The 19,521-nt window shown below is 57.0% G+C and carries 14 protein-coding genes; 10 read left to right on the forward strand and 4 right to left on the reverse strand.

Features of this window, described 5'->3' with window-relative positions; all coding sequences use genetic code 11:
- Position 1 precedes the first annotated feature (1 nt).
- Entirely contained in the window at positions 2–1,090 is a 1,089-nt protein-coding gene (locus ACFIOZ_RS04670; RefSeq protein ID WP_386082531.1) for a DUF1513 domain-containing protein, read from the forward strand.
- Between the two features lie 163 nt (positions 1,091–1,253).
- Positions 1,254–2,906, forward strand: a complete 1,653-nt coding sequence (locus ACFIOZ_RS04675) for a multidrug ABC transporter permease/ATP-binding protein (protein ID WP_386082532.1) — start codon at positions 1,254–1,256, stop codon at positions 2,904–2,906.
- Positions 2,907–2,911: 5 nt separating this feature from the next.
- Here ACFIOZ_RS04675 and fhuF read toward each other — a convergent pair whose 3' ends face one another.
- From fhuF to ACFIOZ_RS04695, 4 genes are all read right to left on the reverse strand, one after another.
- Positions 2,912–3,700, reverse strand: a complete 789-nt coding sequence (fhuF, locus tag ACFIOZ_RS04680; RefSeq protein WP_386082533.1) for a siderophore-iron reductase FhuF — start codon at positions 3,698–3,700, stop codon at positions 2,912–2,914.
- Positions 3,701–3,848: 148 nt separating this feature from the next.
- Positions 3,849–4,616, reverse strand: a complete 768-nt coding sequence (locus ACFIOZ_RS04685) for an ABC transporter ATP-binding protein (protein WP_386082534.1) — start codon at positions 4,614–4,616, stop codon at positions 3,849–3,851.
- Positions 4,617–5,140: 524 nt separating this feature from the next.
- Positions 5,141–6,484, reverse strand: a complete 1,344-nt coding sequence (locus tag ACFIOZ_RS04690; RefSeq protein WP_386082535.1) for a glycerophosphodiester phosphodiesterase family protein — start codon at positions 6,482–6,484, stop codon at positions 5,141–5,143.
- A gap of 243 nt (positions 6,485–6,727) precedes the next feature.
- The gene (locus tag ACFIOZ_RS04695) at positions 6,728–7,525 is read right to left on the reverse strand and encodes an inositol monophosphatase family protein (protein WP_386082536.1); all 798 of its coding nucleotides are present in this window, start codon (positions 7,523–7,525) and stop codon (positions 6,728–6,730) included.
- Between the two features lie 305 nt (positions 7,526–7,830).
- Between ACFIOZ_RS04695 and ACFIOZ_RS04700 the strand changes: the two genes are divergently transcribed.
- The 8 genes from ACFIOZ_RS04700 (at position 7,831) to ACFIOZ_RS04735 (ending at position 19,473) form a co-directional block, all read left to right on the forward strand.
- On the forward strand, positions 7,831–8,358 hold the full coding sequence (locus ACFIOZ_RS04700; RefSeq protein WP_386082537.1) for an RNA polymerase factor sigma-70: 528 nt from the start codon (positions 7,831–7,833) through the stop codon (positions 8,356–8,358).
- A gap of 123 nt (positions 8,359–8,481) precedes the next feature.
- Positions 8,482–8,688 carry a FecR/PupR family sigma factor regulator gene (locus ACFIOZ_RS04705; RefSeq protein ID WP_386082538.1) on the forward strand — a complete coding sequence of 69 codons (207 nt, stop codon included), beginning with the start codon at positions 8,482–8,484 and terminating at the stop codon, positions 8,686–8,688.
- Positions 8,689–8,944: 256 nt separating this feature from the next.
- A complete protein-coding gene (locus ACFIOZ_RS04710; RefSeq protein ID WP_226248056.1) occupies positions 8,945–9,190 on the forward strand; it encodes an MbtH family protein in 246 nt (81 codons plus the stop codon).
- Positions 9,180–9,920 (forward strand): thioesterase II family protein, encoded by a 741-nt coding sequence (locus ACFIOZ_RS04715; RefSeq protein WP_386082539.1) that lies wholly within the window; start codon positions 9,180–9,182, stop codon positions 9,918–9,920. The genes ACFIOZ_RS04710 and ACFIOZ_RS04715 overlap by 11 nt, the downstream gene beginning before the upstream one ends.
- Entirely contained in the window at positions 9,898–10,566 is a 669-nt protein-coding gene (locus ACFIOZ_RS04720; RefSeq protein WP_386082540.1) for a 4'-phosphopantetheinyl transferase family protein, read from the forward strand. Before ACFIOZ_RS04715 ends, ACFIOZ_RS04720 begins: the two co-directional genes overlap by 23 nt.
- 31 nt (positions 10,567–10,597) lie before the next feature.
- Positions 10,598–11,599, forward strand: coding sequence for a TauD/TfdA family dioxygenase (locus ACFIOZ_RS04725; protein WP_386082541.1), 1,002 nt, complete (start codon positions 10,598–10,600; stop codon positions 11,597–11,599).
- Between the two features lie 46 nt (positions 11,600–11,645).
- Positions 11,646–16,250, forward strand: a complete 4,605-nt coding sequence (locus tag ACFIOZ_RS04730) for a condensation domain-containing protein (RefSeq protein WP_386082542.1) — start codon at positions 11,646–11,648, stop codon at positions 16,248–16,250.
- A 25-nt stretch (positions 16,251–16,275) separates the two neighbouring features.
- Entirely contained in the window at positions 16,276–19,473 is a 3,198-nt protein-coding gene (locus ACFIOZ_RS04735) for a non-ribosomal peptide synthetase (protein ID WP_386082543.1), read from the forward strand.
- Positions 19,474–19,521 lie beyond the last annotated feature (48 nt).

The following is a 19,521-nucleotide window of genomic DNA, read 5'->3' on the forward strand; positions in this document are numbered from 1 at the left end:
CATGCAGCGACGCCAGGTACTTAAAGTGGGGTTAGGCAGCGTGGCTATGGCGCTGACGCCGCTGAGTTGGGCGCTACCCGCTCGGGAGGAAGCCGCGTGGCTGTTTAGCGCGGTGGATGACCCCAGCGGAGGGCATTACATCGCCGGGGTGGCATTGGATGGTCAAACCCGCTTTATGATCGAAGTACCCGAGCGCTGCCATGGTGGCTGTCTGCGGCCAGCTTCCCGTCAGGCGGTATTGTTTGCTCGCCGCCCTGGCACAAGGATGCATGTGATCGATGGGGACAACCGCCAATTAGCCCACACCATTGCGGCCGGGGAGGGCTACCATTTCTACGGGCATGGCGTTTTCGACCTGAACGGACGCTATCTGTATGTCACCGCCAATCGTTTGGAGGACAGCGCCGGGCTAGTGCGTGTTTACGACGCTGCCAATGGCTATACCCATGTGCACGATATGCCGCTGAGTGGTATTGGGCCCCATGAGCTTCGGCTGATGCCGGACGGCGACACCCTGGTGATTGGTTTAGGGGGTATTCAGACCCACCCTGACTATGGCCGGGTAAAACTCAATCTGGACACCATGGCCCCGGCGCTGCTGCTGATGGATCGTCACAGCGGCGAGATAGTGGCTCGCCATGAGCCTTCGCACCACCAGCTCAGTTGCCGTCATCTGGATGTAGCGGCGGACGGCACGGTGATTGCCGGGTACCAGTTTGAAGGCCCCGAGTGGGAGACCCACCCGCTGATATGCCGCCTGGATGCCCAGGGAGACTTCTCTGAACTGGCGCTGCCTGATGCGGTCACCTCCAGCCTGCACCACTACATTGCTAGCGTCGCGTTTAGCCGCGTTTCGGCAAACGTTCTGGTGACCGCCCCTCGCGGCAATCGGGTGCTGCTGCTGGATGCTGCCCAAGGAAAACTTGTCGCCAGCCTGGCGCTGCCCGATGCTGCCGGTGCCCGCTGCGACGGCAACGGCGGCTTTCTGGTCTCCTCCGGCCAGGGCGGTCTCTACCGAGTAACGCCTGACACGGCGACGCCTGAACTGCTCGCCAGTCTGGAACTCCGCTGGGATAACCATTTGACATAGCTTTTTGAAACAGTCCTTAGAACTAGCTTTTGAAACAGCTCTTAAGAATAGCCCTCTGACACCGGCTGTCAGGCCACTGGTTTGAACAATATTAATGACACCTTCTGGGTAAGAGACGCTGCTGGTAAACTTCAGCGCTCTTTACAGGAAGGCAAGGAGTCACATGGAACTGCTGCGCTTAGTATTTCATCACTACCGCTGGCCCTTTTTAGGCGCCATTGCTCTGAGCTTACTGAGCGCTGGCTTAGGGGTCGGGGTGATTGCGTTTATCAATCAGCGGCTGATTGAAGTAGGCAGTATGGCGGCGTTGCCGCAATTTCTAGGCCTGCTGGCGGTGCTGCTGGCGGTTACGCTCAGTACGCAGTTGGCGCTGACCGTGCTGGGGCATCACTTTGTATTTGACCTACGCTCACGGCTGGTAAAGCGGATTCTCGACACCGATATTGAGCGCTTGGAGCAGCTGGGCAACGCCACCCTGCTGGCCAGTCTGTCCAGCGATGTGCGAAACATCACCATTGGCTTTGTGCGCCTCCCGGAGTTGATTCAAGGTGTGGTGCTAACACTCGCATCGGTGGCTTACTTGGCATGGCTCTCGCCGCAAATGGTGGTGATCACCGTGGTGTGGATTGCGTTCACCATGGGCGTGGGCTGGGTGCTGGTGTCGCGAGTGTATCGCCACTTTCGCCTGGTGCGTGAAAGCGAAGACAGCCTCTATAAAGATTTCCAGGCGGCCATTGAAGGGCGCAAAGAGCTGGCGCTGAACCGCGACCGTGCCCGGCGCTTTTACGATGAGCGCTATACCGCCAATGCACGCGACTACCGCCACCACATTATCCGCGCCGATACCTACCATTTAAGCGCCAATAACTGGTCTAACATTATGATGTTGGGCGCCATAGGCGTGGTGTTTTTCCTCTCTAATGGTCTGGGCTGGGCGAATACCACCGTGGCTTCCACCTTTGCGCTGACGCTACTGTTTCTGCGCACGCCGCTGATTCAGGCGGTGGGCGCCTGGCCAACGCTGATCAGTGCCCAGGTCGCTTTTGATAAATTGAGCAGCCTGGAGTTGGCCGAGTACCAGTCAAGCTTTGCCGTCGACGATACGCTGGCCGATTGGCAGCGCCTGGAACTGGAGGAAGTCACCTACCACTACCCGGACACTGCCCAGGGCGAAGGCTTCCAGGTAGGGCCGCTCAATATGACCCTAGAACGCGGTGAGCAGGTGTTTCTGATCGGAGGCAACGGCAGCGGTAAGTCGACGCTGGCAAGGCTGCTCTCGGGGTTATACCGCCCCCAAAGCGGCACTATTAAGATTGATGGCGAAGTGGTCACCGCTGCTCAGTGGGATGCGTTTCGCGCCCGCTTTGCCAGCGTGTTTACCGATTTCCATCAGTTTGATCAGACCATGGGCCCTGAAGGGCTGCCCGCTGACCCGCAGGTCGTCGATACCTGGCTTGAGCGGCTGCAGATGCAGCACAAGCTGCAGTGGGAAGGGGATCGTGTCATCAACACCCAGCTCTCCCAAGGCCAGCGTAAGCGTCTGGCGCTACTGCTGGCCATTGCCGAAAAGCGCGATATCTTATTGCTGGACGAGTGGGCGGCGGATCAAGACCCGCAGTTCCGGCGGCTGTTCTACCGCGAGCTGTTACCGAACTTAAAAGCGATGGGGAAAACCGTGTTTGCCATCAGTCATGACGACAGCTACTTCGTCCACGCCGACCGGTTGCTGGAGATGTCGAAGGGCCAGCTAAGCGAGCTGAAAGGCGAACAGCGTGCACGGGCAAGTGAAGATGCCGTTGCTCAGATCAATATCTAACCGCATTAACGGGCGGCCTGTTTGGCGCGTTTGCGCGCCTCCAGGTCGCAACCCTCAAGGGGGCAGGTACCGCAGGTATCAAACTCATCCAGTAAGTAGCGCAGGCAGCAGAGCTTGCGCACCCGCTTAACCTCTTCACTCCCCTTGGGCGTAAAGTAACGCACCGGCTGAAACAGCGGGTTGCGCTTGCCGTTGGGCAGGTTGCGTGCTTCCAGCAGCGCCTTGGCGGCTTCAAACGCCTGCTGACTGGCAAGCGGATGCTCGCCCAGCGCATTGACGTAAAAGTCCAGATAGCCACCGGCATTGCTCCAGAACACTCGCTGAGCGGCGCCGGAGATGGCCGATAACTGTTCGATCAACGGTGCCCAGTGCTGCTCAATCAACGTCGCAAAACGCTCAAAAGGATCTTGTGTGGTGATCGGCGTACCTTCGTGGGGTAGCCACAGCCGCGAGGTAGTGCCTTTATCGTTAAAGATAACCTGCATCTCGTCCAGCCCCACCGGCAGGTCACGGTTAAGCAGCAGGTTGGCCGTCAACGTGGGAACGGTTAGCGCGCTGAGGTGCCACTTCGACCAGATCGAAACCACTGCCCGCAGGTCACCGCCTGGGTACTGTTCAGCGAAACGAGAGAGATCCTGTTTGAGCCAACGGGCATCCCGCCAGCGGGCGGTGTTGAACGCTTCCAGGGGCGGCGTGCCGCCAATTATTGGCGGCGTAAAGTTTGCCAACGGCCCGGTATAACAGGCGGCCAATGAGGGCTCGAACAGTTGTGGCTGACGCAGAGCAGAGGGCATCGCGGGCTCCATCACAGGGCTTTAACACAAGGTTTTGACACAGCACACAGGTAAAATATGGCATTCAGCTTAATCGATAATGCGTATCAGTTGAAGCTTTTGATTGCGAATGAGTGCTTTTAAAAGTGTCTGACCTCGGAGAATAGCGCTATTGAGCCACGGCGATATTGTGCTCTCCGTTGGGGTGCTTCATGACCTGCATCGGTAGGCCATAAATCGCTTCTAAGGTGCTGCAGCTCATCAAATCACCCGGGCTGCCATGGGCCAGCAAGCGACCGCTGTGCAGTGCCATCAGCTCGTCGCAGTAGCGCGATGCCATGTTGATATCGTGGAGAACGATAATAACCCCCAGATTTAACTCATCACACAGCTTGCGGATCAGCGCCAGCACTTCGACTTGGTGAGCAATATCCAGCGCCGCTAGTGGCTCATCCAGCAGCAGGAAACGGCTACCCTGAGCCAGTAGCATCGCCAGCCACACCCGCTGACGCTCACCACCGGAGAGCGTATCGACCAGGCGGTCGGCAAAGGCCTCGGTGTGCGTCAGGGCGATGGCGCGATCAATGGCCTCTTTGTCTTTCTGATTGTGGCGTCCTAGAAGACCGTGCCAAGGGTAGCGGCCAAAAGCCACTAGCTCGCGCCCGGTAAGGCTTTCGGCGCTGGGTAAATGCTGGGGTAGGTAAGCCACCTGGCGGGCAAATTCACGGTTGCCCCAATCACTCAGCGGACGCTGGTCAAAGTGAATCTCACCACGGCTGGTGGGCTGCTGTTGGGCCATTAATTTAATTAAGGTCGATTTGCCTGAGCCATTGTGGCCAATCAGGCCGTAAACCTTGCCTTCATGAAAGCTGTGGTCAATGGGATTTAGAATCGGCTTGCCATTAATCTCAAAAGTGGCGCCTTTGACCTCGAACATGAATCACTCCTGGCAATGGGGTTAATGATAATGGCTCCATTCTAGTGCTAATAGTTCTCATTTTTAACAAAAAAATGAAATGATTTTCGTAAGAGAAGGGAAACGCGGTTTGGGGAAGCAGAGAAGTGGATAAGCCCCAGCCAGCCTTTGATTACCCGCGGGAGGTGCACACCACCCCCGGCACCGCTTCGCGCTGCTTTTGCGCCGGGCCGCCGCTGCGGGTGCGCTGACGCTTACGCCGCGCTACAAAAACCATAGATTCAGCTTGGTGGCACCTGCGGGAGGCGGCGGGATGACGCCTAGAGGCACCTCAGCCCAACCCCGGCACCGCTTCGCGCTGCTTTTGCGGGTGCGCTGACGCTTACGCCGCACTACAAAACCCATCGATCCAGCTTCGTGCACATCCCGTAGCGCGTGGTAACGAGAACGCGAGTTCAGCGAGCGTTTGAGGCACCCGCGGGAGGCGTCGGAACGACGCCCAGTGGCACCTCAGCCAAACCCCGGCACCGCTCGCTGCATGCAGTTCAAGGCGCGCCCCGCTGCGCACAGTTATCATAGAAAGCAACCGTGGCTGGCCAATCGCTGAATACGCCAATGACCCCTACCTCGTTAACGAGGGCATCTAAGGTAATCAGTTTGTCGCCATCACGCTGGATAACATCGTCAGTGGTGCTGTGGTACCACTGGCCGCCTTCCTCCAGCGGCCCCGAGCGCTCAAGTGTCCAGGTGATCATGGATAGGCCTGCTTCCCGGGCGCGGCGGGCATAAAGTGAAGGTTGCAGACGCTTTTCCAGCTCGTCACTGCCGAACTCTGGATTCGCTTCAACTAGCATCCAGGTAGGCGGGGCGATTATCTGAACGCCGCTTTCCACCAGCGACTGCATACTTGGCTGCCACGTATCGGGGGTTGTGTGATCAAAGGAGCCATCGCTGTAGCGGCCATCCAGGTAAACCGCCTGATTTCCATACTCAGGTTCATGTTCAATCCAATAAAGCACATCATCCAGATTGAATGACTGCGGGAAGACATCGCTGGGGGAAACGCCTGCCGCTTTGTACTCATCTATCATCTTCTGGGCGTAAGCCTGCTGCGTAAAGCCCTCTGAATGACCCGTAAACGGCATTTCAACCTCAGGCACTTTCAGTTCTGGGGTCATCTGCACGCCAAGCTGCTGAAACAGCGCAATACTGTCGGCATGGCTCATCAATGTGCCGCGGGTAGCATAAAGCTCTGTGCGCCATTCGGGCGTGCCTGCCAGGTATTCTTCAAGGGTAGCTGCATCAGTGTTTACCCCCTCCATAGTGCCTTGCAGGCTACGAAACTCGGCTAAGGTAATATCGCTGGTACAGCAGCGAATATCTGCCGCATTCGTTAGCTCGCCGTTTTCTTCATTAAAAGCGGGAGGCACGCTGCATTTTTCAGCTAAGTCGGTCTCAACGATATTGGTGGTGTAGTGTAAATCGCACTGAGAGTGACGGCAGACGAGCTCCTCATCGGCAGTGAAGGCGACGTCGCACTCAAGAATGCCTGCCCCGCCTTGAGCGCCGGCAATATAAGATTCGAGAGTATGTTCTGGAAACTGTAACGGCGCACCACGATGCCCAATCGCCAAGGGAGACCGCTGCCATTGGGTTTGCTCCGCCGCACAGCTCAATAAAGAGGCTTTCAGTTCACGCTCGTGATCGTTATCCGTGCTCATGTCGTTCACCAGGAACAGCGGGCGCGGGCCCAGCGTTACCTGTTGTGCCGCTTTAATCAGGGCATCATCCCAGAGTTTTGCGTCAGTCTCGTCTTGAGCGGTAGCAATGTTAGCGAACAGCAGGCCACCAATAAGAAATGTACTAGTTAGAAAATCTGAATGCGCCATCAGCGAAATTCTCTTTACCGCGAAAGGGGTTTTTTGAGTGTAGGCAGGTTTCATGTGTTCTTCGATGACAACCTTTGAACGCTAATGGGCATCATGTTTAATTAATATATATTTGTAAGGCCAATCCCCATTTAAAGGCGTGCCAGAGAGGAAAGAACAAGAAGTAAGCTGTGCCTGCTTTCAGCCTTGACTGTTTGCGTCTGCGAAACAAGCTGTGTGCTGTAAGGGCACATTGATCGTTGATTAGCAGGCCTTTAAACACGCTAGCAGTTGTCCATGCCTCTCAGGGTGTGCTGCCAGTAAGCTGCTCCATTGAGCGGGATTCGCCGCACCAGAGAGATCCGTGACGGTATAGCCTGCCTCTCGGGCAATCACGACACCGGCGGCGATATCCCAAAAGTCGAGCGCGGCCCCTTGAGACCAAAAGGCATCAAAGCGGCCCAGGCTGGTATAAGCGAGCTCCAGTGCCGCCGAGCCTGGGCTGCGGATACCGGCTACCTGAGGCATTAAGGCGGCGAGTTGGCTTATGGCTATCGTGCAGTCGCCTTTGGCGTGGTAGGGCAGGCAGGTGCTTATTAGCATCTCGTTGAGCGGGCGCGGTTCCGGCGTACTGAGCGGTGTGTCATTGAGGAAGACGCCAATGCCAAGGCTTGCCCACAGCATTTCATCTAACAAGGGGTGATAAACAACCCCGATGATCAGCTCATCTCCCTTGGTGACTGCAATAGAGACCGAGAAATGAGGCACTCCATGCAGGAAGTTGCTGGTGCCATCAAGAGGGTCAATGATCACGGTATAGTGGCTATCGGTGGGTGTCAGACCGCTCTCTTCACCGAGGAACGCGATATCGGGAAAAACGCTGCTGATACAGTCGATAATGATGTTTTCCGCAGCCGTATCGTAGTAGCTGACAAAGTCTGACGCCCCTTTTTGTTCAAAGGCAATCCTACCCTTGAGCGAATATCCCTCGCGTAACAGCGCACCCGCCTCGTACGCCGCCTGCTTCACCGTTTCGAGCAGGTCATTGCTGCTATCAAGCATTGTGTTTCTCCTGGGCATTCATCGTGTCGTAGTGAATGGCTAAAACTGTATCCATTCAATGTAACTAGCCATTCATGACACGCCGATGACAGGCGTAAAGTTGGTTTAATGGTAGGTCATCTATGCGTTTGGCGTATGAGAGATCCCCCCGTTACATGTCGCTATTAACTGAGCCAACAAAAAATCAACCAGCATATCGTTATAAAAAGTGGATTAGCTCACACCGGTTGACTTACCCGATGGTAACGCAAATAATAATTGTTGCCATTTATTCCGTGGTGTTAATCAAGGCAGGAGGCCGTGCTGTGGATACCCAGACCTGGAGCGCTGAGTTAGAAGACATCTTCGTTAATCAGCGGCCCCGGCTCTGTTGTGTCGCCGCAAAAGTATTGGGCAATGCTGATCAAGCCGATGATGTTGTGCAGGATGCCTATCTGAAAATTTCAGAAGCAACCACGCTTTTTGAGGTAAAACAGCCCATATCCTATGTGTCACGGGTGGTGCGCAATCTCGCCATTGACCGCTGCCGTCGTTCCGCGTTTGAGTCAGCGCTGTTTGCAAAAGCAGAGGAGGGGGATAACGCCTCTTGTGCGTCACACTCACCTGAGGTGATTGCCATTGATCGCCAGGCATTGACCCAGGTGGTCGAATCGTTGAACGAACTGCCAGAGCGTACGCGACGCGCCTTTGAGCTTTATCGTTCGGGAAACCATACCCAGCGGGAAGTGGCGCTACAGCTAGGTGTTTCTACCACGTCAGTGAACTTTATGATTCGCGATGCGCTGACTCATTGCCACCAGTCGCTACAAGGTCGGTCGTTGCCAGATAAGTAAATCGGCGTTCCGTCCCCTCTTTGTTGTCGCTTTGTTACACTGTCAGCCAATAGCGTTGAGAATATCAGACGCTTCCATAGGCAGGTAATAAGCAGGCCGCAATAGCGAGGTTTGACAGTAACGATGGATAACGACAGCGGCGACGATGCCGTTTGGCAAACAGCGCTAGATTGGCTGATGCGCGAGCATGAAGAGACGTTAAGCGACGCTGATCGCGAAGCACTGCATGCTTGGTTAGCGGCTTCTTCCCAGCACCGCCGGGTATTCCATGAAGCCGAACAGCTATGGCTGTTAACGGGGCTGATCCCAAGCGGTGATGAGCGCAGCTGATAAACCACTGTTTTTTTACTCTCCTCCTTCGACTTTCAGGCTAACTCAATGGTCGCGAGCTAACGCTGCCTCCCGCTGGAGCAATTTTTAGCCTGGCAAGAGTCATGCTATGCCGACGCCCTAGCGACCCCTCCCCCTATTTTTTCTACTTTCTTCCTTTCCAGCATTAAATTTTCTGGTTCCTCACTCGTCACTAAGTAATGAGAAGCAATTGCGTTTTACTTCTCATTCCTTTGGCAACGATGAGGTTAATTCCATGACAAGCTGTTTTGATCGTGAAGATGGTGTCTTCCGCGTATTAGTCAATCACGAAGAGCAGTACTCCCTCTGGCCAGAGTGGAAGGCGATTCCTGCCGGTTGGACGGATACCGGCGTGCTGGGCGATAAGCCAACCTGCTTAGCCTACGTCGAAAAGACCTGGACAGATATGCGGCCACTCTCGCTGCGCCAGTGGATGGATGAGCAGGCCGGCGCTGAGGCGGAGCAGGTGAATGCAGGTTAAGCGTTTAAGGCTGCTCTGCCTGCCCTGCGCCGGGGCCAGCGCCACCATGTATCTACGCTGGAAGCGCCAGTTGCCCGCCTGGGTCGAGGTGTATCCCGTCGAATTGCCTGGGCGTGGCGAACGCCTGGGTGAGCCGCTTATCGATGACTTCGAGACCCAGGTGGTGCGGCTGTGCGAAGAGCAGGCAACGCGGTTGCGCGGTGATTTTGCCCTGTTCGGCCACAGCATGGGGGCGCTGCTGGCCTATGGCATGGCGGCACGCTTACGCGATGTGGGGCGCCCTCAGCCACGGATGCTATTCGCCTCAGGCAGTGCGGCACCCTCAATGCGCGACTCAGAGCGTTTAGCGGGGCTTGATAACGATAAGGCCTTAATCGCGGATCTGCGCCAACAGGGCGGCACCCCAGAGGAAGTCTTCGAAAACCCTGAGCTGCTGCGCCTTACCCTCGATATCTTGATGGCGGACTATCGCCTCTGCCGCAGTTTCCGCTATCGCGGCGGGTCACCGCTTGCTTACCCCCTACAGGTACTCGCCGGGCGTGAAGACGATATTGAGCAAGAGCGTCTGGAAGCGTGGCAGCGGGAAGCCGGCGGGGTGTTCTCTTTAGACTGGTTCGAAGGGGGGCACTTCTTTATTCGCCAGCAGCAACCGCAAGTGCTGGATACCTTAAAGCGGGCACTGGCCCGACGGCTTGAGGAGGTGCCCCATGCAGCGCCTGCGGTTAGCTGAAGGGGTGCCCGAGGGGCTTGAGGTATGGCGCTTAGCGCTCGATCTGAATGCCCCGGTAGCCGACGACGATGATCGTCTGCTGAGTCGAGCCGAGTGGCAGCGCGCCCAGCGGCTTCGCCATCACGCCGATGTCGTGCGCGCCGTGGCGACACGCGCTGCCCTGCGGCGACTGCTATCCGCGCACACCGGTATAGCGCCAGAAAAGCTGGTGTTCACTCAGAGCGCTTACGGCAAACCCGCGTTGGAAAACGCTGGTGGGCCTGCTTTCAATGTCTCCCACTCTGGCCATGTCGCCCTGATCGCGCTTGCTCCCGGCGGCGCGGTGGGGGTCGATATTGAGCGCTGCCGATCCGAGGCCGAACTGGCGCCGCTGCAAGGGCTGGTGCTATCGCCGAGTGAGCAGCTCGACCACGCACTGCCCTTTATGGAGCGCTGGGTGGTTAAAGAGGCGGTGCTCAAAGCCCTGGGCCTGGGCATTGCTGATCATTTGCGGGCGCTCTCGATCACTTCCTCTTTAGGGCCGCCAGACACCTATCACCTTGAGCACTCGCTTCCCGTTTCATCACCTTTGCAAGCATGGCCGCTGCCAGCGCCGAGTGGCTATGCCGCTGCCCTGGGCTATGTCAAGAGCTATATCCAGAGCTAACGCTACTCAACGACTTTTTAGGAGATCAATAATGGACAGCCAAAGCGCAACACTAACGCAACCAACCAACGTCATATCCAAACGTCAGGGGCCTGCTGATTCAGAGCTGCCCATTATGATTTCTCCCTCTTACCCAGGGCAGCCACTACTGGAAGCCTTTGGCGAGTTGCGTGCTGATATTGAGTCGCTGGTGGCCAGAGTCGGTGGGGTACTGCTAAGAGGCTTCGATGTTCCCTCCGTGGACGATTTTCAGCAGTTTGCCGCTGCGTTTGGTCATCCGCTGCTGAGCTATGAGTTCGCCTCAACACCGCGTTCAGCGGTTTCGTCAGGCATTTATACCTCGACCGAGTATCCCGCTCATCAACATATTCCCCTTCACAATGAGCAGGCCTACACCCGCGAGTGGCCGATGAAAATCTGGTTCCACTGCGTCACCGCTTCTCCCGAGGGCGGTGAAACCCCCATTGCCGATAGCCGCGCTATTTACCGCCGTATGCCCGCAGAGATCCGCGAGCGCTTTGCCCCCGGCATTCTCTACGTACGTAACTACGGCGATTTCGATATGCCTTGGCAAAAGGTGTTTAACACCGAAGACCGCGCCGAAGTGGAGGCATTCTGCCAGCGCGCGGGTATTCGCTGTGAGTGGAAGCCCGATGGCGACCTGCGCACTACCCAGCTATGCCAAAGCATAGAGACTCACCCTGTCACCGGTGAGCAGGTGTGGTTCAACCAAGGCCATCTTTTCCATGTCTCCAACCTGCAGCCAGAAGTGCGTGAATCGTTGGAAGAGCTGCTTGATCCCGAAGACATGCCGCGCAACGTCTTCTTTGCCGATGGTAGCCCCATCGACGATGCCATCTTCGATGAGATTCGCGGTGTTCTGGCCGAAGAAACGGTGATGTTCCCCTGGCAGGCAGGCGATGTGCTGATGCTCGACAACATGCTGGTTGCCCATGCGCGCACGCCGTTTAAAGGGCCGCGCAAAGTCGTCGTCGCCATGGCGGAAGGGCACGGCAACCTCTCCAAAGACTGAAGATAACGGCTCAACCCCACGGCCAGGAATTCCAGCAGGTACGCATATGAATATTAGGCACGCCCAGACAACTTGCAGTAGCTCGCCCCACAACGGTGCTTCTAACAACTTTGTAGAGCATTTAAGTCGCTTAGCTCAGGAAAGGCCCCATGACAGGGCGCTGATTGTGGTGAACGCTCAAGGCGAAACTACCCTTGACTACGCCACCTTGGAGCGGCGTTCGCGTGCTTTGGCCAGCGAGCTACAGCAGCGGTTCCCGGCGGGTGAGCGTGCCTTGATCCTGCTGGATAACGATGAGCACTACGTGGTGGCGTTCTTCGCCTGCCTGTACGCCGGGGTAATTGCCGTGCCGGTCTTCCCGCCGGAGTCGGCCAAACAGCAGCACCTGGCGCGTCTGTTGGCCATTGCCGCCGACTCCCAGGCTGCCTGTGTGCTTACCTCTACGACGATTATTGATGTGGTCGCATCTGCAAGCGAAGGCTTCGGCAGCGCCGAACTGATCCCCGTGGATGCCTTAGATGAGAGCCGCGCTGAACACTGGATTGAGCATCACCCAAAGCGTGGTGATATCGCCTTTTTACAGTACACCTCAGGCTCCACGGCCACGCCCAAAGGCGTGATGGTCAGCCATGGCAACCTGATGGCGAACGAGCGTGCTATCGAGACGGGCTTCTCGATTGGTGCCGACGATGTTTTCGTCAGTTGGCTGCCGCTTTACCACGACATGGGACTGATTGGCGGCCTGCTGCAGCCCATCTATCGCGGTATTCCTGCGGTATTGATGAGCCCCACCTTCTTTTTACAGCGGCCGGTACGCTGGCTGGAAGCGATCTCCCGCCACCGGGGTACCATTAGCGGTGGCCCCGATTTTGCCTACCGGCTGTGTCTTGAGCGTATCCGCGACGAGCAGCTTGAGGCGCTCGACTTATCTAGCTGGCGGGTCGCATTCTCAGGCGCCGAGCCGGTACGCCACGATACCCTCACTGGCTTTATCGAACGCTTCCGCCCGGCGGGCTTTGCCGCTGACACCGCAGCACCCTGTTATGGCTTGGCCGAAGCGACGCTATTGGTTAGCTGTAATTCGCGCGGTACAGGTGTGGTGGGCACGGCTTTTTCTCAACAGTCGCTGGCCGAGGGGAAGGCTGCCTCAGCGGTTGAAGGCAACACTCTGGTGGGCTGCGGTACACCGGAACCCGGTCACGCAATCGATATTGTCGATCCTGAGGGGCTTCACTCGCTGCCCAGTGGTGAAGTCGGCGAGATCTGGGTCAATGGGCCCAGCGTGGCACACGGGTATTGGCAGAACCCAGAAGCAACAGCGCAAGCCTTTGTCACCCGCGATGGGGTCAGTTGGCAGCGCACCGATGATACTGATGCACAGAACCACGACGCTCGTGATGATCGTTGGCTGCGCACCGGCGATCTAGGCTTTCTGCACGAAGGGCAGCTGTATATCGCCGGGCGCATCAAGGATCTCATCATACTGCGCGGCCATAACGTCTACCCCCAGGATATTGAGAGCGTTATCGAGGCGGAAGTGGAAGCAGTGCGCAAAGGGCGCGTGGCGGCCTTTGCAGTGACCACGCCGGAAGGCGCTGAAGGGATTGGCGTTGCGGCAGAGGTCTCCCGCGGCATACAGAAGCTAGTGCCCGCCGAGAAGCTGGTCGAAGCGCTAAGCGAGACGGTGGGGAGCGCTTGCCACGAGCCGCTTTCGGTAGTGTTACTGCTTAACCCTGGAGGCCTCCCCAAAACCTCCAGCGGCAAACTGCAGCGCAGCGCCTGCCGCCAAGGCTGGGAAGTGGGTAGACTGGATGCCTACGCCATTTACGCCTTTGGGCATTTTGTCAGCGGCGGCGACGATGACGCCAGCGGTGGCAAGGCATCACAATCTCTCGTGGAATCTGGGAGCGAAACGGAGCAGACGTTAGCTAAGCTCTGGCGCCAAGTGCTGGGAGACAACAAGGAAACGCCGCTGGGAAGCAATGCCCACTTCTTCGCCAGCGGGGGTAATTCTCTGGCGGCGGTGCAGTTGGCTTCACGCATTAGCGATCATTGGGCGATTGATTTCCCGACCAGATCGGTCATGGAAAAGCCGCGCTTTGGTGATGTGGTTGATGAAATAGAGCGGCGGTTAGCGGATCCTGCGGCCTCCCATCAGGGAGGTGGTCAGAATCCACTGATACCGATTTCCCGCCATGTGGAACTACCTTTGGCACCTGTCCAGCGCCGGCTCTGGCTGGTTGATCGCTTGGCAAGTCAGGCGGGCGACCGTGAGCGTGCCGCCTACAACCTTCCGGCGCTATTTTCCCTGAAAGGGGAGTTGAACATAGAGGTTCTGGAAAGCACCGTTAATGCCATCGTTGCGCGGCATGAAGCATTGCGTACCCACTACCCTGAAAGTGAGAGTGGTGATCCCATCGCAGTTATCGAGGATCAGCGAAACATCGAACTGCCTGTTTTGGATTGCAGTGATCTTCCTGAACGGGAGCAGCAGCGATATTTGCAAGATACCTTCGCCGAGTATGCGAACACACCGTTAGACCTTGCCGCTGGGCCACTAATTAAGGCGGGTTTACTGCGTTTTGGCGCACAAGAGCATGCCCTGGTGCTGGTCATTCACCACATCGTTTTCGACGGCTGGTCCACGAGCGTATTCATCAGGGAATTTGCCACTCTGTACGGGGAATTACTGGAAGGGGAGGAGTCTGAATTGCCCGAATTGGGTATTCAGTACGTGGACTACGCCGCTTGGCATGAGAAAGCACTGTCGGGAGCGGCCTTCGAGCAAAGTGCAACCTTCTGGCGTCGCTATCTCAGCGATGCTCCTAAGCTCTCATCACTACTGGGGGACTTCGCCAGGCCCAGCCAAGCATCCCATGCCGGTAGTGCCCTGAGCATGACACTGAGTCCAGACCTATCACAAGCGTTGAACAAGCTTGCCGCACAGCGTGGCACCACGCTATTTACGCTTCTATTGGCGAGTTTTCAGCTGTTGATGCATCGCCAGACCCGTCAACAAGACCTAGTGGTGGGAACCGATGTCGCTGGCCGTAGCCATCCTGATGTTGAGCCGCTAATCGGATTTTTCGTCAATGTCATTCCGCTGCGATCTCGTTTGGCTGATGGTCAGATTGATTTCGGCCACTGGCTTGAGCAAGTACAGACCAGCGTGCTGGATGCATTCGATCATCAAACTGTTCCCTTCGACAAAATTGTCGAGCTTTCGGGCATCAGCCGTGAGCGGGATCGTTCCCCCCTAATACAAACCCTCTTCGTACTACAAAACACGCCAACCGAGCGGTTCTCACTTCCGGGTCTTGAGGTGGAGGTAATGCCCCAGCCCCGGCAGGAGTCGAAGTTCGATATGGCGGTATTCGTTGATGAGAGCGATACCGGACTATCAGTCGAGTGGGTTTATGCCACTGCCTTATACCGACGCGAAACCATCGAGCACCTGACCGGTGCCTGGCAGTCGCTATTAGCGCAGATCGTGAAAGCTCCCAGCACGCTCGTTGAGGAGTTTCGCTTACCCCTAATGGAGAAACACGCTATGCAAAACAAGCTTTCAAAAGGTGCCAAACTCAACAAGCTTGGCAGCCTGAAATCCCAGCCAGGTACGCGCCCCTCGACCAAGAGTGACTCACCGATACGAACGGCATTGCTCGATGAGAAACGGGTCTTTCCTCTCGTGATCGAAGCGACGGACGCTGACCTTGATGCGGTGGCGTGGGCAACTTCCCAGCGTGACTTCATCGAGCAACACTTACGCACGCATGCAGGCATCCTGTTCCGTAACTTTGGTCTGACCACACCGCAAGAGTTTGAAGCCTTTGCCGAGGCTATCCAGCCGGGACTTTACGGCAATTATGGTGACCTGCCCAAGAAAGAAGGGGGGCGCAATACCTACCGTTCAACCCCCTATCCCGAGCGCCAGATGATTCTTTATCACAACGAAAGTTCGCATTTGGAGCGCTGGCCGCGCAAGCAACTGTTCTTCTGCGAATTCCCCTCTCCCGTGGGAGGTGCCACACCGATCGTGGACTGCCGGGAGATGTTGCGCCAACTGCCCGCCGATGTGGTGGAGGAGTTCGAGCGCAAAGGGCTGCTTTATGTACGCACCTTCACCCGCAACCTGGACGTGAGCTGGCGAGACTTTTTCAAAACCGATAGCAGGGAGGAGGTTGAAGCGCGGCTCAAAGAAGGGGGAATCGAGTGGCAGTGGTTTGGGGGCGATGAGCTGCAGACACGCACGCGCTGCCCTGCGGTAGTCACTCATCCAGTGACCGGTGACCGGGTGTTCTTCAATCAGGTGCAGCTCCACCACGTCAGTTGCCTTGAGCCTGATGTGAAGGAAGACCTGCTTGGCATGGTTGGCCAGGAGCGCCTGCCGCGTAATGTCTATTTCGGCGACGGCTCCGTGATTAGCGACGAGATGATGAAGGTTGTCGGCGAGGCCTACGAAGCTTGTGCCGTGCGCTTCGACTGGCGCCGGGGCGATGTGGTGATGGTCGACAACATGTTAGCGGCCCATGCCCGGGATCCCTACGAGGGGCCACGCAAGATCGTGGTAGCGATGGGAGACATCTATGAGCGTTCGGCGCTGGAAGAGGCTCAAGGAGCAAGTGCCGATGCCGAGTTGGTCGGTCAATGAAGTCACGGGGTTTGGGAGTCAATAAATGAATGCGATAACGGAACAGCAGAACCTTGCCCATTGGCCGCTTAGCCCTGAGCAGCGCGCAGTGTTGGTGGCGGTGGAAGCTAATGAAAATGATACCCAGCAGGCAGCATCGGCGCAGGCTAATGTCATGGTGGTCGATATTCAGGGTGCGCTTGATAGCTCGCGGCTGGAGCAAGCACTGAGCGACCTTAGGCAACAGCATGAAGCCCTATCTACGGCTTTGAAGAGCATGGCGGGGTATCGCGGGCTGCGACACCAGGCGCTTGAAGAGCTACCTGCTATTGAGTGTCGATATGAAGACTTACGCGGCAGCGATGATAAGGAAGTGCTGCTCAACGAGCCCAACGACTTTCTTAATAACTTTAGCGAGTCGCTGAAGCACCGGCCCATGGCCGTTGAGAGTGGCGAGCTGCTGCGTCCAGTGCTGCTGCAAACGGGTGAAGCCGCCTGGGTATTAGTACTGGCTGTTTCGGCGTTGGTGGCGGATCGCGGCAGTCTGCAGTCGCTGTTCTCGGCGTTGGCGGATGCTTACGATCAGAGCGGAGGCGCCGATGAGGAGTCGGCGCTGCAGTATTCCCAGTTCATCGAGTGGCGCGCTTCGCTCGAAAACGACGATGACGCCGAAGAGGGCCGTGAGTATTGGCAAAGGCACCAGCAGCATGCCGAGCAGGCAGGCGCATGCCGTTTACCTGCAAGGCAAGCGAATCGCTATGACGTGCGGGTAGAACATGAATATGTGGCTTGTCGGCTCGAATCAGACCTGGTGGCGCGTATCGATAGCCTGGCAGACAAGCTTCAAGTATCCGCAGAGGCAGTGCTGCAGGCGGCTTGGTGGGCGTTACTCGCCAGGATTAGTGGCAGTGAGCGTGTGCTAGGTGGCTGGCAACACGACTGCCGTCAGGATTACGAGGTGATGCAAGGGGCGATCGGGCTCTTCGACAAGGTACTGCCGGTACTGGTTGAAGGTGTCGCTGATAGCGATTTCTCTGGCTGTATCGCCCGTTTATCAGAGCAGTTAGAAGCGCATACCCAAGCCCAAGAGTATTGGTCGATTGACGCGCTGCATGATAAGCGCCACCTCGCAGTGGGGTTCGCATTTTCAGAAGGCGTGAATGAGTTAGATACGGCAGGTTTGCAGTGGCGCTTGCGAGAGTTGCCAGGGCCATCGGCAGAATTTGAACTTGCCTTGCAGATAGGCCGCAGTAAGAGCGGCGTGGTGGCGACGCTCTACGCCGACCCATCTTGCTATAGCCGAGCGGCGGCCGGGTGCCTGCTGGATCAGTACCAGGCGCTGCTGCAGGCGGGCCTAGCTGACCCAGCGCAAAAGCTATTTTCGGTGCCGCTTATCTCTCCTGAGCAACAGCAGGGATTACTGTCGATTGAGGACAGTGTGCTCGATGTGGGCGAGCGTAGCGTAGCTACCCATATCACTACATGGGCGGAATCGACGCCGGATGCCGTTGCCATTGAGGAGCAGGGCCGTACGTTGAGTTACGCCCAACTAGAAGCCCGCGTTAATGATATCGCTCGGTGGCTGGATGGTCAGGGCGTTAAGCGTGGAGATTATGTAGCGCTTGATTTGCCCCGTTCCACCGATTTGGTCGTGCTGCTATTGGCAGTATGGCGTGTAGGCGCCGCCTACCTGCCGCTCGACACTGAGTGGCCCGTAGACCGTAAACGGCAGATGCTTGAGGATGCCCAGCCTGCGCTAGTGGTGAACGCTGAAAACGCCGAGGCAGAACACGCAGCACTGGTTCTTCCCGGTATCCACAGTGTAGGGCTGCCACAAGAAGTGGAAGAAGTAGGTGGCGCATTACCGTTTCCAGAGCCAGAACTCGGTGACGTGGCTTACCTTCTCTATACTTCTGGCACCACAGGTACTCCAAAGGGTGTGGTGATTGAACATGGTCAACTGCTCAACTACGTCGCCGGTGCCACAAAGGCCATGGGGCTATCGGTATGCCAGCGCTGGGCACTGACCGGGTCGCTGGCCACCGACCTGGGCAATACGGCGCTGTTCGGTGCCTTGTTCAATGGTGCTCGCCTGGTGATCGCTGAGCCTGACGATCTGCAGGATGGCGATCACTTTGCGAACTTTATGTCGGCGGCCGATATCGATGCGCTCAAAATAGTGCCGTCTCACCTGGAAGCTCTGCTGGAGTGCGAAGTCCCCCGGTTGCCGAAAACAGTGATTCTAGGCGGCGAGGCAGCTTCACCTACCTTACTTTCGAGCATTGCGCGGATCTCGTCCGAGTGCCAACTATACAACCACTATGGCCCCACAGAAGCCACGGTGGGCGTTATGTTGCACCCGGTATCGCTGTCGCAGGATATGGCAGGGCCGTTGCCGCTAACCCAGCTGCTACCGAACTGCCGCTACCGAGTGCTTGACGATAACTTGCAAGCGACCCCCACCGGTGCCGTGGGTGAACTGTATTTGGGCGGTGCCCAACTGGCGCGGGGTTATCTCAATAGCGATGCTTCCGCGTTTGTCGAAGATCCCTTTATTGTCGGCGAACGGCTCTATCGCACCGGCGATCTGGCGTGTGTACTGCCCGAGGGGGGCGTACGCCTGATTGGGCGAGCCGACGATCAGATCAAGCTACGCGGTTTTCGTATTGAACCAGCAGAGATCGAAAGCGTGTTGCAAGCACAGCCAGGGGTTAAGCAGAGCCTGGTTCGCCTGATGGGTCGGGGGGCTGATACCCACGAACTCGTAGCGTTTTTGATCGGAGACTCCGAGGCGATGTCTGCTGAGGGCCAGACCCAGCTTCGCGAGCAGCTGACTGTGCTACTGCCTGAACCCATGCGTCCTTCTCGTTTTATCCCTGTTGAGCATTTCCCCCGGCTAGGTAACGGCAAGGTAGATACCCCCGTGCTGGAAGCCTTGGCACAAAAAACTGCGGAAAGAAAAACCTTGGTGAAGCCCCGGGATGCCGTGGAAGCCAACCTGTGCCAAGCCATGGCTGAGCTGCTGGGTCGCGATGAGGTAGGCATTGATGACGATTTCTTCGAACTGGGTGGGCACTCCTTGCTGGTGATCAAGCTGGTGGCCCGCATCCGTAAGCAGTTCGGCATCGAGATAGCCCCCGGCGTGGTATTCGATCATCCCAACGCTGCCGAGCTGGGTGCCGCTCTACGTGAGAGTTGTGCTGAGGCCAGCACTAGCGGTCTTGCTGAGATTGATACCGACTGAAATACCGAGTTTGCCTAGCAAAATTATTTGTAATGCGGTTAAGGAAGA

Source organism: Vreelandella sp. F11 (genome assembly GCF_042466685.1).
In the GTDB taxonomy this organism is placed as follows: domain Bacteria; phylum Pseudomonadota; class Gammaproteobacteria; order Pseudomonadales; family Halomonadaceae; genus Vreelandella.